This is a genomic window from Acinetobacter sp. TTH0-4, assembly GCF_015602665.1.
GTDB lineage: Bacteria > Pseudomonadota > Gammaproteobacteria > Pseudomonadales > Moraxellaceae > Acinetobacter > Acinetobacter albensis.
In genome coordinates, this window is record NZ_CP059079.1 from 804,274 (window position 1) to 818,242 (window position 13,969).

The window sequence follows — 13,969 nt, forward strand, 5'->3', positions numbered from 1 at the left end:
ATTAAAATAAACTTTTATAATAATTCCGACAATTTTAGTTGATTTTTTTTTATTACCCCGCATCTTCAGTTAAAATGACAACTTCAGCTTGAGGAAATATTGTTATGTCGACTGAGAACATCAGCACTGCAGTTGCAGAAGAAATTCCAAATTTATTGATTACACCGACAGCGCAAGAGTATTTATTTGACTTGCTGGCAAAACAAAATACGCCTGGCATTGCTGTACGTGTGTTTGTAGAAAATGCGGGTACGCCTCGTGCTGAATGTTGTATGGCTTATAGCGCGCCTGAAGAAATTATTTCTACAGATTACAAACAAGATTATCCCGACTTTGCGGCTTATGTTGATGCACCATCAATTCCTTATCTATTAGATGCAGTGATTGATTACAATAAAGACCGTTTTGGTGGACAATTGACTTTTCGTGCACCCAATTCAAAAGTGCCCCGTGTAGGTGCAGATGCCTCGATTGAAGAGCGTATTACTTATGTCTTGCAAGCCGAAATTAATCCAGGTTTAGCAGGGCATGGCGGTAATTGTGCTTTAGTGGAAATGATCGAAGATGAAGAACACGGTTTAACGGCTGTATTAAAATTTGGTGGTGGTTGCCAAGGTTGTTCAGCGATTGATGTAACCTTAAAACAAGGTGTTGAAACGACTTTAAAACAGCATATTCCTGAACTATCGCGTGTAGTTGACCAAACGGACCACACTCAGGCAGAAGGCGCTTACTTCAAATAAGTTTAAATGAAGAAAAAACCTCCAAATATGGGGGTTTTTTTTGAGAAAAATAAATATGAATTTTGAACTGAGAAAAAGTTTCTTCTTTAAAAAAATCAGATAAAGCTTAAATTAATCTTAAAAAATAGGTAGCGAATTTAATAATTTTGATTAAAAATTAAACATAAAAACGAATATTAATGATAATAATTATCAATACTAATTGCAATTGAATTACTTTTTGTTACACTGTGCAACGAAAATTGCAATACTTATCCACTATTTGCCACTTGGGGACCTTGAATGACCAAGCGTATTCTTCGATCTGCATTATCGCTTTCAATTTTGTCTGTTATTGCGTCTGTTGTATCTGCAAATGATAAAAAAATATCATCTATTTCTGAGCCGACCAAACTAGAAACGATTGTGGTCACTGCTGCGGGTTATGAACAAGATGTCAGCAAAGCACCGGCTTCAATGACAGTCATTACTCAGAAAGAATTAGAAACACGACAATATAATGATATTACCGATGTACTGAGAAATACACCGGGCGTGGTTGTTTCAGGGGCTGGGTCTGCGCAAACCATCAGTATTCGTGGCATGGGCTCAAGTTACACTTTATTTTTAGTCAATGGTAAGCGTCAATATTCTAAAGATGTAAATCCAAATGGCGATGACAGTGGTTTTGAGAAGAATATTTTACCGCCAATTTCAGCAATTGAGCGTATTGAAGTCATTCGTGGACCTGCATCTACTTTATATGGAAGTGATGCGATGGGGGGTGTCATCAATATTATTACTAAAAAAGTCAGCGATGAATGGTCAGGTACGGTTGAATTAGGCACGATTTTACAAGATTCGAATAATTCTGGAGAGATTAAGAATGGTTCGGTCTATCTCACTGGGCCTTTGATTGAAAATAAATTGGGAATGCAACTGGGGCTGAATAAACAAAAGCGCGAAGAAGATAGTTATGTTGGTGGCTTTCGTGGCACAGAAATAGAAAGTTTAAATTCTAAACTCACCTATTTAATCAATGATCAACATGATTTAGAGTTTGAAGCCAATTTTACCAAGCAAGAGTCAGAATCTACTGCAGGTAAAACAATTTTAAATACAGGAGCAGATTCTTACGGTCGAAATTATCGTGAAGTATTTGGCTTAACCCACAATGGTACATATAGCGATATATTGAATAGTAGTTCATACATCCAATATGAAAAGTCAAAAAATCCAGATCGTAAAAATGCGACTTCAGGTTTAAGCGGCATTGAACTTGAAACTTGGCTTGCCAATTCGCAGTGGAATTGGCAGTTGAGTAATCATAATTTAATTTCAGGCGTCTATTTTAAAAACGAGTCATTGGTTGATAGTGCAACCAATCAAAATGCAGACATGCCGATAACAGAACTGGAACGTTGGGCATTTGCAGTATTTGCAGAAGATACATGGTCCATTACAGATACATTTAACTTAACCACTGGTTTACGTTATGACCATGACGAAAACTATGACGGTAATTTTTCTCCACGTGTATATGGCGTCTATAACCCGACCGATGCATGGACGTTTAAAGGCGGTGTATCCACTGGCTACAAACAACCTGACTTAAGACAATCTTCCAGTGAAGTACATTCTGTAACGGGTAAAGGCAGTGCCTTTATTATGGGAAATGATAATTTAAAACCAGAAAAATCGGTGAGTTATGAACTAGGAACTGCATGGCAGGGCGACAAGTCCAAAGCTTCACTGACGGCTTTCTATACTGAATATAAAGATAAAATTACTGAAGTGCGCGACTGTTCATCACCCAATGGTAATAATAGTGATTCAGCAACATGGGCATGTGTGGATCCATTTGGACGTATAGATGCAGCCACAGGCAATGTACGTTTGTGGAATTTTATTAGTTCCCGAATTAATGTAGATGAAGCGACCATGCAAGGCGTTGAAGCTTCATTTGATACTGAGCTAGCAGAAGGGGTCAATTTAAACACCAATTATACCTACACAGAAACTGAGCAAAAATCGGGTGACTTAAAAGGGCAGCCTTTAAACCAAATACCAAAACATATGTTTAATGCCACTGTAGATTACAACCTCAATGATGTGCTAGATGTTTGGACACGCTTACACTATCGTAGTGAAACCTCGTCTTATTTAGGACGCGCTTCTATGTCTGAGCCGACGCCAGCCTATCAATTTTTAGATGTGGGTTTTAATTATCAGTTTACGCCTAGCTTAAAAGGCAAATTTGGCGTGTATAACCTTTTAGATGAAAAAGCAGAAGATGCTGATGGCGATCAGGTTTTAGATGGTCGTCGCTATGGCATTAGTTTTGTTGCTAATTTCTAATAATATTCTTATAAAAATAGCCGCATTTGCGGCTTTTTTATTTAAGGATTTAAAATGTTCTGAGTTGTTTCTGCATAATAAAATTTTTCTAAATAAATTCTTGCTCGAGCTCTTAAATATTTAGACGAAACCATTTTTTGAATGAGAGGAGTCAGCAAAGATTGCAATTCATTTTGAACTAAGCGTTCATCAATATTCAAATCACGTAATAACAAATCAAATGGGCGCTCTTGGTTGCGGATGTACCATGTATATATTCCGTCATGAAGTTGTTGTTTTAAATAGTCAGTTTGACGAAGATGATCCCAAATTTCATGGCCTAAACTGACCGTATTGGGCAAGTCCTGAACTTCGATATAATTTCTAAATACAGTCAAGGGCATATCTTTAATTTTATGCCATAAATTGGCTTGAAAGTGATAGAGTTTTTCATCATCAAAGTGTTGATTTAAAACATGTTCACTCATTTGACTTAACTTTAAAATATTTTTTTGTAGATAATGCGCGATCGTTTCATCCAAATTTGAGTCAGTGACGGTTTCTAAAACAGATTTGCCCATTTTCATAAAGCGCGATACGCCAGGAACGCGTTTTGCCATCAGTGAATTATCTAAATAATCTTGAATAGAGTGCTGAATCAATTGACTGATCATGGCTGAAAAAGCGGGATTGTTGACCACTGTTTTAATGAGGCGTTGTCGGTGACCACTTTTACTTGCGACATATTGTGCAATTTTATCAATTGTGCTGACAGAAATAATATCTGCAATCTTGGTATTTTCATTCACTGGGTGAATTAAGGCGAAATGAAGATGTTCCGTGATCTGCTCAATTAAAAAATGAGTGGTCGGTGTCGCTAAAATTTGTTTTTGTAAGAGGTCATGAATATGTTGAAAAGACCAAATATCTTTTAATTTTTGTTGGATGAACCAGTGATAAAATTCTAAAAATTCAGTTTGAATCGTGGCAGTATGGGAAAATTCTTGCTCTAAAAAGTCAAGATGAGCTTCAATCAATTGCTCAATCATCGGATATTTTTGCATACTGTCTCTGCATGTTAATTCAAAGGGATAAGTTTATCAGCTAGCGGATTTTTTAACTTTTGTGTTTTAGCCAAAAAAGGTAAATAGTGCAAAGCGACTTGTTGTTGTGCTTCTAAAATAGGCATATGACCGACATTATTTAAAATAACCGGCTTTTCTGCACGTTTTAACAACCCGTGTAATTCACTTGCTGCTTCAACATTAATAATTTTATCTTGTTTACCCCAAAGAATCACTGTCGGTGCTTCTATAGTTCGGGTCAAACGAGCAAAAGATTCTGGTGTGTAAATATGATTTAAAGTGACCAATTGATCAATCATTTTACGGGTTTGAGATGCGTTAGCAATCAGTATTTTTTCTTGGATTTTTTTAAAATAAGGAGGCAAGGTCGGCGGTGTTTGCATGACTTGGCTTAAAACTTCATCTAAATCACCAGGTTTAGAAACAATCAGATTTTTGAGAAAATTGGGATCCTTGGTATAAGCGGTATTGGCTTGTTGATAAATACCTGCGCTATTCAGTAAAAATAAACTTTGGGTATCAAAAGGATATTGGGAGGCATAAACAGTTGCAATTGATCCACCCAAAGAATGCCCTGCAATATTAAGTTTATCTTCTATATCAAGGGTTTCAACAAAGCGGCGTAAGCGTTCAGTCACATTTGGAATAGAAAGATCAAAATTATCGGCAACTTTTGTTGCACCGTTGCTTGGAAGGTCAGGAATAATGACATGATAATAAGGGGTTAGAAAATGTGCTACACCATTCCAATTATCGCGGTTACCTGCCAAGCCATGAATTAGCAGAACAGCAGGTTTATTACGTGCGCCACCTTCGCTATAGCTCCAAGTGACATCATTAATTTGAATCGTTTTACTGATTAAACCTGCAGCATCACGTTGTTTGATTAAATAATCTTGTACAGCAACAGACGGATCTATTTTTTGAGGTAAGGCAGCAAAAGAAAAACAAGAAAAACCGATTGAAATTGCTAAAGCTACACCCTGTAAAAAACGAGATAAATTTAAACTTAGTTGTGTCATTGATCATATCCTTATGTATAAATGACGAAAAAATTGTAGCAAACGCATCAAAAAATAATGAAATTTTGAAGCTATTTATTTTTTAAATATTTGTAGTTTATTGTAATTGCTCTTAGAGAAAAGTCACTTAAATATTTTCACAAATGAGCAAAATAAGGCTTTAAAGCGTGAAAAAAACGATTTTTTATGCCCATTTAAATATGAGTAAATTTATTTATACGTGAGTTATAAATCGAACAGCTATTCTTTTTGCAAGTGACTTTCAGTTTTCATGAGATTAATATATTACAACTTAAAAACATTTTTGCTGGGAAAAAGAAATGCTAACAGCTCAAGAAGCTTTAGAACGTCTTAAAAAGGGTAACCAACGTTTCGTATCAGGTGACGCCACCTTGACCAAACAACTTTCCCATCAGCAAAGAGCAGAAATGGCGGAAAATCAAAATCCTTTTGCCATTGTTTTGGGCTGTTCTGATTCACGTGTGCCTGCAGAAATGGTGTTTGATCAAGGTTTAGGCGATTTATTCGTGATTCGGGTCGCAGGGAATGTGGTTGCACCGTCACAAGTCGGTAGTGTCGAGTTTGCCGCGGAACGTTATGATTGTGCTGTGGTCATTGTTTTAGGACACAGTCATTGTGGTGCGATTCAAGCCACAATTGATACTTTAATGAATCCAGACCATCCACCTTCATTAAATTTGATGTCGATTGTCAACCGTGTTCGTCCATCGGTTGAAACTTTAATGCAAACTGAATTGAAAAATGATTTATCTAAACTCTCTAAACATGCAGTGCGCTCAAATGTATTTGCCTCAGTTAATCAGTTACGTCATGGTTCTGCCGTTTTAGAACATTTAATTGCTCAAGGTAAGCTGCAAATTATCGGTGCAGAGTATTCTTTAGAAACAGGTGAAGTGTTATTTTTTGATTTTTAAAAGTAGAAAAATAGAGACATAGCTGTATTCGAAAATGCAGTGATAATACGTATGCCAGTCAGTTAAAAATTGACTGGCTTTTTTATTTTTAAAGCATTATTGAAGAATTTAAAAGCGATTAACGCTTATAAAAAAGTTATCCACTGCTCAGCAATTTTTTATAGCGCGCCTTTAATATAAGGATAGGCATTATTAAGTAAAATATTTTGTGCTTTGGCATGTGGATGAACTAAGTCGGACTGCATTAAGCTTTTATTGCCTGCAACACCATGTAGGAAAAAGGGCATTGATTTTACTTTGTGTTGTTGACTCACAATGCTGTAATTTTTTTCAAAAGCTTTGCTATAGGCTGAACCGTAATTTGGCGGAATTTTCATGCCTAATACAATCACTGTGGCTTTGGCCTTCTGGCTGTTTTGAATTAGGGTGGCTAAATTTTTTTGAATGAGTAACGGTGGCTGACCACGTAAACCATCGTTTCCACCCAGTTCAATTACTACAACGTGGGGTTTATGGGTTTGAAGTAATTTTGGCAATCGTGCAACTGCGCCACTGGTGGTTTCACCACTCACACTGGCATTGACCACTTTATGCTGTTTCGGATACTGTTGGTCGAGGCGCTTTTGTAATAAATGTACCCATCCTTGTTGAGGTTGCATCCCATAAGCTGCACTAATACTGTCACCTAAAATCATAATGGTTTTAGCAGAGCCTAATACAGGTATGTAACATAAGCCAAACAATGCCAAGCAAGGCAATAGACGATTATTTAAATTACGATTTTGCATATAGGAATGTGATGACCCAAATGAACAGCGACAATTCCATCATGCCACAAGTGATTATCTCTGCACAGCAGTTGACACAAAAGATAAAGATTGCAGAAAAAGAGCTGTGTATTTTCGAGAATTTAAATTTTGAAATTTATAGTGGTGAACAAATTGCGATTACCGGTCGTTCAGGGTCAGGCAAATCGACACTACTGGGAATTTTGGCTACATTGGATCAAGCCACTTCAGGAGCATTATTGGTATGTGGCGCATCTATTGCTGAACTGAATGAAGAGCAACGTGCATTGGTTCGTTTACAGCATATTGGATTTGTATTTCAATCTTTTCAGTTGTTGCCTCATTTGACCGCTTTAGACAATGTCATGATGCCACTGCGCTTACAAAAGAATTTTAATTTTGCGCTGGCGGAACAAAAGGCTTTGGATTTACTTAAAAAAGTGGGCTTAGAACGCCAAGCCATGCAAACGCCGAAAGTACTTTCAGGCGGAGAACAGCAACGCGTTGCAATTGTGAGAGCATTAATCAGTGAACCAAAAATCATTTTTGCAGATGAACCCACGGGTAATTTGGATATGCAAACTGCCCAAGAAATTGAACAATTACTTTTTCAGTTAAATCAAGAATTCGGCACAACACTCATTTTGGTCACGCATGATGCTGAACTGGCAAAACAATGCCAACGTCATTTTGAATTATTTGATGGGGGTTTAATTGAACATATAAAGCAGGGGAGGTCTGAATGAATCCGCTCTTTAAACCACTTTTAACCCAAAGTTTAAAAACCACTGGGATCTATTTACTGATCATTGCTTTAACTTTGGCCATTAGTGCGACCACAGCACTAAAATTTAGCAATGAACAAATTCAAAATGCTGTAGCACTACAAGCCGCAGAAATGCTCGCTGCCGATTTAGTACTTTCAGATAATCAACCGCTTGAAAAGACATGGCAAGAGCAGGCAAATCATTTGTCACTCAAGCAATCGCAAGTCACCACCTTTAGTTCAATGGCACATACAGCTGATCAATTTGTCATGGTCAATGTGAAAGCGATTGATCAAGCTTTTCCTTTACGTGGTGAAATTCGCGTTGTTCCACAAGCAGCTAAAATTCAGGCAGGTGAGGTGTGGTTAAGTTCTCGTGCCATGGATTTATTACATGTGAACGTGGGCGATACGATTAATATTGCTGATGGTGCATTTAAAGTTAGTGCGAAAATTCAGCATGACTCTAATCAAGAATTAGGATTTTCTGGCTTTTCACCGACGGTCATTATTTCACAAGTTGATGTTGCTAAAACCAATGCTATTCAGGTTGGGAGTCGGGTCGAATATCGCCTCTTACTTGCTGGTGCTGCCCAAAAAATTCAAAATTTTGAACAAGCCTTTAAACAGTCTCAGCAAAAAATACAGAATAAAACAGCTTTAAATCCAGAAATGAACGATCAAAATGGCTTGAAACTGCGTAATGCCAGTGAAGGTAATACGCGTTTAATGAAGCCGATTGCAAACTTGGATACCTTTTTGCAATTAAGCAATATTTTAACAATTTTGTTATGTGGAATTGCAATTGCGTTAACCAGTCAGCGCTATGTACTGCAAAATCAGGATAATATCGCATTAATGCGCTGTGTCGGTGCCAGTAAAAGCCAAATCCTGAGTGCTTATTTGCTTTTGCTAGCAGGTGTGCTATTCATGGCTATGCTCATTGGGAGCCTCATCGGGGTTGCATTGGGTTATGGCCTTTTACAATTGATGTTGCAGCTCATTCCACATCTTCAAATTCAATTTTCTGCCTTGGATATGTTACTGGGGCCATTACCGATCGCCATGCTCACCAGTGCTGTGGTGTTGTTAGGCTTTATTGTGCCCAGTTTGTGGCAATTACTAAATACGCCACCTATTCGGGTGATTCGCCAACAAGAGAAATCTGTTCAATCCCTGCTCTGGATGTTACTTATGGGTACAGCCAGTTTAGTGTTGTTTAGTGTCGTCCTGACCGAAAATATAATTTTGACTGCTTGGGTGATTGGGGCAATTATTATTTTATGTGCTGTGTTGTATAGCATTATTTGGAGCTGTTTAAAGTTAATTAGACGTTTGAAATGGTCAATTTCTGCCTACGTGCGTGCACCAAATCAGACGGCTTTTCAAATTACAGCTTTGGCATTGGGGTTAAGTCTAATGACTGTTTTGGCGGTGTTAAGAACTGATTTATTAGAACGATGGCAACAGCAATTGCCTGTCGGGACACCCAATCAATTTGTATATGGTTTACCGCCTTTTGACATGCCTGTATTACAGGCAGAATTTGAGCAGCGGAATTGGTCAAGTACGCCGTTGTATCCGAATATTCGAGGACGATTGATCGCGAAAAATGATCAACCTTTCTCAAATGAACTACTTAAAAGTAATAATACCTTAAGGCGTGAATTAAATTTAACACAAACCGCAGAATATCCGACTGATAATAAAATTGTGCAAGGTTCAGCTGTGCTTCATCAAGCAGGTGATGTCTCAGTCGAAGCCAAGACGGCAGCAGAGCTAGGAATTAAAATCGGTGATCGTCTCACCTTTAGTTTGCCTGAGGGTTTGATTCAAGCCAAAGTGGTGAACTTTCGCAGTGTGGAATGGGAAAGTTTCAGTCCAAATTTTTTCTTTATCTTTGCACCTAAAACGATGGATGAAAATGCGGGCAGTTATTTGGGTAGTTTTTACGTGCCTGAACAAGATAAAAAACAACTGGTATCGGTGATTCAGCAATTTTCTAATACGGTTTTTATCGATGTCAGTTTAATTTTGGATGAAATAAAACGTTTGGTAAATGTATTGGTGCAAATTATCACTGTTTTAGCACTGTTGGTTAGTATTTCTGGAATTTTGGTCTTAATCGCTTGTTTAAATTTATTGATGGATGAGCGTAAGCGTGAAGTGGCTTTATTGCGTTCATTTGGTAGTTCTAAACAAAAACTAAAACAGATGATGACGCTGGAAATTGGTTTTATTGGCTTGCTGGCGGGTATTGTGGCTTGTCTTTTTGCAGAGGTCATCAGTGCGGTTGCCAGTCAAAAAATGAATTTGATGGTTCAGATGCATTGGGAGATTTGGCTGATTTTACCTGTGCTTATGAGCATACTATGTGCCTTAATTGGACGTTATCGCCTCAGTTATTTATGTGATATTCCACCTCTACAAAGTTTACGCGAGATCAATCAATAACATGTTGATCTCAAATCAAACTTGAAGAGAGCCTTAAAATTGCAGTTGTGCACGCATGGCTGCAAGAATTTCACGCCAAACAGGTTTGAGGATCTGTACTTGTTGCATGCAGTAATCATAAAAGCCATAGCAAAGTGCGATACCGAGTATCAAGCCTAAAGCGAAACCTAACTTAGGTTGGTTTAGCCGTTGTCCGACATACCAAATCAGTGCCATGAATGCCCCCATGAGTAGGCCACCAATATGTGCAGCATTATTAATACCCGACATCGTAAAACCAATAAATAAATTAATGGCCATAATCATGACTAAGGTTTTTTTATCTAACAGAAAGCGTTGTTTGGGTAATATCGGTAGCAGAGATAAGACAGTTAAGGCGCCACCAATGCCCATTACCGCACCCGAAGCACCTGCACTCACTGTGGGGAACAGTTTAAGGTTATTACTTTGCAGCAACTCAAAGGTATTTTGAATATCAATAAAACCGCTCAGCAAGCTGCCCATTAAACCTGCCAAAATATAGAGGCCCAAATAGTAAAAGCGTCCCAAAAGTTGTTCAGCTACACTACCAAAAATATACAGCGCCCACATATTGAGCATCAAATGAATTAAACCAAAATGAAAAAACATGCTGCTAAAAAGACGCGTAGGTTCCTCTAAAAAAGTTAAAGGTGCGTAATCGGCTCCCCAATCAATCGCATCGACTAAACTTGGGCTGGTAATATTGACGCCTGAGAGTACTTGCCAGATAAATAAACCGACATTGACGGCAATAAAAAATGCAGTTAACCACCAAAGGTGAACTTCTGGTTTACTTCGAATATAGGGTGGCGAGTGTTCAGGCATGCTATTCTTTTATAATCTTTGCTATATTTGGCATTAAGCTTAGCATGAAAAAAATAAATTTTTGGGAGTAACTTACTGACATGAAAGCTTTTATTGTTCGTAGTTTGTTAATACTTGTCAGTTTAGTGCTTTTAGTACAACTTTGGATATTTACAAGTTTGGTCTGGTGGAGAACGCATTCTGTAGAAACCACCATGATGATGCGTTTGGATTACTGGTCTGAACCCTCAAAGCCGATAAAACATGAATGGCGCGATTATGACCAAATCAGTGATTATGTTAAGCATGCAGTGGTTGCGGGTGAAGATGGCAAGTTTTTGCAACATCATGGTTTTGATTGGGCTGGCATCCAGTTTGCTTTAGAACGTAATAAAGACAAAGGCAAAGTGGTGGCAGGTGGCTCGACTATTTCTCAGCAATTGGCAAAAAATTTATTTTTATTTAATCAGCGTTCTTTTCTGCGTAAAGGCCAAGAGGCCATAGCCACATGGATGATGGAACGTATTTGGTCTAAACAACGTATTTTAGAAGTCTATTTAAACTCGGTTGAATTTGGCGATAATATCTATGGTATAGAAGCAGCAACTCAGCATTATTTTGGGCAAAGTTCAAAAAGTTTATCGCGTGAACAAGCAGCATTTTTGGCAGCCATTTTGCCTAATCCAAAATATTATCAAGATCATCGTGATGACCGAAAATTATTGAATAAAAAACGCATGATTCAAAAATATATGCGTTATAGCAATATTCCTTAATTCAAAAATTGTAATAAAAAGCCCGAATATTTGGGCTTTTTTTTATGAAATTGTCATAATTATAAAGCATACTGATCAAGATATGGATCACTTTCAAATAAGCATAGGTTAGGCATGAATACTGCAGCTGGCACACCTGCTACACAAACAGAATATACATATAATGATCGTTACATTAATCGTGAACTTTCTATTTTAGATTTTCATTTACGTGTGCTTGAGCAGGCTGTCGATCCTTTACATCCTTTACTTGAGCGGATGAATTTCTTGTTGATTTTCTCTCGTAATCTGGATGAGTTTTTTGAAATTCGTTTTGCCGGATTAATGGAACAACTCGATTTAGGCAATGAAAGTCGGAGTCCAGATGGTCTGACGCCTAAACAAGTTTTAGAAACCATTTCCAAAACTGCCCATGCCGCGATTGAACGTCAATACCGTATTTTAAACGAAGAAATTTTACCTAAATTACGTGAAGAAGATATTTGTTTCTTGCGCCGTGGAGAACTAACACCTGCACAATCGGCGTGGGTAAAAAAATATTTTCAAGAACAAGTGGCACCTGTATTAACCCCGATTAGCTTAGATCCTGCACATCCATTTCCACGCTTGGTCAACAAAAGTTTGAACTTTATTGTGACTCTCGAAGGGAAGGATGCATTTGGTCGTCAAATTGATTTAGCTGTTGTACCTGCACCACGCTCATTGCCACGTGTGGTACGTTTACCTGATGAATTAACCGATGGTAAAGAGCATCATGTTATGCTCTCTGCAATCATTCATGAACATGTCTCAGATTTATTTCCGGGAATGACAGCGACGGGTTGTTACCAGTTTCGGGTCACACGTAATGCAGATTTGGCTTTAAATGAAGATGTGGAAGATTTAGCGCAAGCTTTAAAGGGGGAGTTGAATTCACGTCGTTTTGGGCGTGCAGTACGTTTAGAAGTGACGCATAATTGTCCTGAGCATATTTATCATTATTTACTGAATGAATTTGATCTGGATAAAGAACAGCTTTATAAAGTAGAAGGACCAGTCAATTTGGCACGGTTACTGTCAAATTTTAAGCGTCCTCATTTACGTTATGATTCACATACGCCTATTATTCCAAAAGTCTTAAAAAAATCTGAAAATATTTTTTCTGCCATGCAAAAGCAAGACATTTTGCTCCATCACCCGTTTGAATCATTTGCACCCGTGATTAATTTATTGCGTGAAGCGGCCCGTGATCCGCAAGTGCTGGCGATTAAGCAGACTTTATACCGGAGTGGGCCAGATTCCGAAATTGTTCAGGTACTTGCCGAAGCTGCGCGTAATGGCAAAGAAGTAACCGCAGTGATTGAGCTACGTGCACGCTTCGATGAAGAGTCGAATATTGAAGTTGCAAATGTACTCCAAGAAGCAGGTGCTGTCGTGGTCTATGGCATCGTGGGCTATAAAACCCATGCCAAAATGATTTTGGTCGTGCGCCGTGAAAATAATAAATTGGTACGTTATGTTCATTTAGGCACAGGTAATTATCATGCGGGTAACGCACGGATATATACCGATTATGGTTTGCTCACTACAGACAAAGAATTATGTGAAGATGTGCATCGTATTTTTCAGGAATTGACGGGCATGGGTAAAATGGCCAAACTGAAAAAACTACTTCATGCACCCTTTACCTTACATGCGCAACTTATAAATTATATTGATGAAGAAATTGCCAATGCACAAGCAGGTAAATCTGCACAAATCATTGTTAAAGTGAATGCTTTAACTGAAGTCCAGCTGATTAACAAATTATACGAAGCATCACAAGCGGGTGTGCAGATTGATTTAATTATTCGATCAATTTGCTGTTTACGCCCAGGTTTGCCGGGACTGTCTGAAAATATTCGTGTTCGTTCGATTGTTGGGCGCTTTTTAGAGCATACTCGGGTTTATTACTTTGGGAATAATGGCAATCCACGTATTTACTGTTCAAGTGCAGACTGGATGGATCGTAATTTATTTAACCGTGTTGAAGCGTGTTTTCCAGTAGAAGATCCAGCCTTGAAAAAGCGGATTTATCAGCAAGGTTTACTGACCTATTTAAAAGATAATCAGCAAGCATGGCTGCTTCAAGGAGATGGTACTTGGGTACGTGCACAGCTTGCAGATGGGCAAGAACCACATAATGCGCAAAGAATTTTATTGAGTAGTATTAAATAGCTCAATCAAATTCTAAATTGAAATAAAAAAAGGAGCATATGCTCCTTTTTTATCAAAAAATTC

At 38.0% G+C, this 13,969-nt stretch carries 11 protein-coding genes; 7 read left to right on the top strand and 4 right to left on the bottom strand.

Going from position 1 to position 13,969, the window contains the following annotated elements:
- The first annotated feature begins 104 nt into the window (after positions 1 to 104).
- Both nfuA and H0S58_RS03735 read left to right on the top strand, forming a co-directional pair.
- Positions 105 to 743: a Fe-S biogenesis protein NfuA gene (gene nfuA / locus H0S58_RS03730; RefSeq protein WP_053578466.1), complete on the top strand. Its 639-nt coding sequence runs from the start codon at positions 105 to 107 to the stop codon at positions 741 to 743.
- A gap of 282 nt (positions 744 to 1,025) precedes the next feature.
- Positions 1,026 to 3,080: a TonB-dependent receptor domain-containing protein gene (locus H0S58_RS03735; RefSeq protein WP_195727183.1), complete on the top strand. Its 2,055-nt coding sequence runs from the start codon at positions 1,026 to 1,028 to the stop codon at positions 3,078 to 3,080.
- A 41-nt stretch (positions 3,081 to 3,121) separates the two neighbouring features.
- Here H0S58_RS03735 and H0S58_RS03740 read toward each other — a convergent pair whose 3' ends face one another.
- Together H0S58_RS03740 and H0S58_RS03745 are read right to left on the bottom strand one after the other, a co-directional pair.
- On the bottom strand, positions 3,122 to 4,123 hold the full coding sequence (locus tag H0S58_RS03740) for a hypothetical protein (protein WP_195727184.1): 1,002 nt from the start codon (positions 4,121 to 4,123) through the stop codon (positions 3,122 to 3,124).
- A 14-nt stretch (positions 4,124 to 4,137) separates the two neighbouring features.
- Entirely contained in the window at positions 4,138 to 5,166 is a 1,029-nt protein-coding gene (locus H0S58_RS03745) for an alpha/beta fold hydrolase (protein ID WP_195727185.1), read from the bottom strand.
- 320 nt (positions 5,167 to 5,486) lie between these two features.
- Here H0S58_RS03745 and H0S58_RS03750 point away from each other — a divergent pair, with 320 nt between their 5' ends.
- Positions 5,487 to 6,101 (top strand): carbonic anhydrase, encoded by a 615-nt coding sequence (locus H0S58_RS03750; protein ID WP_092717178.1) that lies wholly within the window; start codon positions 5,487 to 5,489, stop codon positions 6,099 to 6,101.
- 158 nt (positions 6,102 to 6,259) lie between these two features.
- Here H0S58_RS03750 and H0S58_RS03755 read toward each other — a convergent pair whose 3' ends face one another.
- Positions 6,260 to 6,889: an arylesterase gene (locus H0S58_RS03755; protein ID WP_195727186.1), complete on the bottom strand. Its 630-nt coding sequence runs from the start codon at positions 6,887 to 6,889 to the stop codon at positions 6,260 to 6,262.
- Between the two features lie 11 nt (positions 6,890 to 6,900).
- On the opposite strand from H0S58_RS03755, the gene H0S58_RS03760 reads away from it, so the two are divergent.
- Together H0S58_RS03760 and H0S58_RS03765 are read left to right on the top strand one after the other, a co-directional pair.
- A complete protein-coding gene (locus tag H0S58_RS03760; RefSeq protein ID WP_195727187.1) occupies positions 6,901 to 7,635 on the top strand; it encodes an ABC transporter ATP-binding protein in 735 nt (244 codons plus the stop codon).
- A complete protein-coding gene (locus H0S58_RS03765) occupies positions 7,632 to 10,109 on the top strand; it encodes an ABC transporter permease (protein WP_195727188.1) in 2,478 nt (825 codons plus the stop codon). The genes H0S58_RS03760 and H0S58_RS03765 overlap by 4 nt, the downstream gene beginning before the upstream one ends.
- A gap of 33 nt (positions 10,110 to 10,142) precedes the next feature.
- Here H0S58_RS03765 and H0S58_RS03770 read toward each other — a convergent pair whose 3' ends face one another.
- The gene (locus H0S58_RS03770) at positions 10,143 to 10,955 is read right to left on the bottom strand and encodes a rhomboid family intramembrane serine protease (RefSeq protein WP_195727189.1); all 813 of its coding nucleotides are present in this window, start codon (positions 10,953 to 10,955) and stop codon (positions 10,143 to 10,145) included.
- Positions 10,956 to 11,035: 80 nt separating this feature from the next.
- On the opposite strand from H0S58_RS03770, the gene mtgA reads away from it, so the two are divergent.
- Complete coding sequence (gene mtgA, locus H0S58_RS03775) at positions 11,036 to 11,710, top strand: monofunctional biosynthetic peptidoglycan transglycosylase (RefSeq protein WP_195727190.1); 675 nt, start codon at positions 11,036 to 11,038, stop codon at positions 11,708 to 11,710.
- Between the two features lie 114 nt (positions 11,711 to 11,824).
- Positions 11,825 to 13,906 carry a polyphosphate kinase 1 gene (ppk1, locus tag H0S58_RS03780; RefSeq protein WP_195727191.1) on the top strand — a complete coding sequence of 694 codons (2,082 nt, stop codon included), beginning with the start codon at positions 11,825 to 11,827 and terminating at the stop codon, positions 13,904 to 13,906.
- Positions 13,907 to 13,969 lie beyond the last annotated feature (63 nt).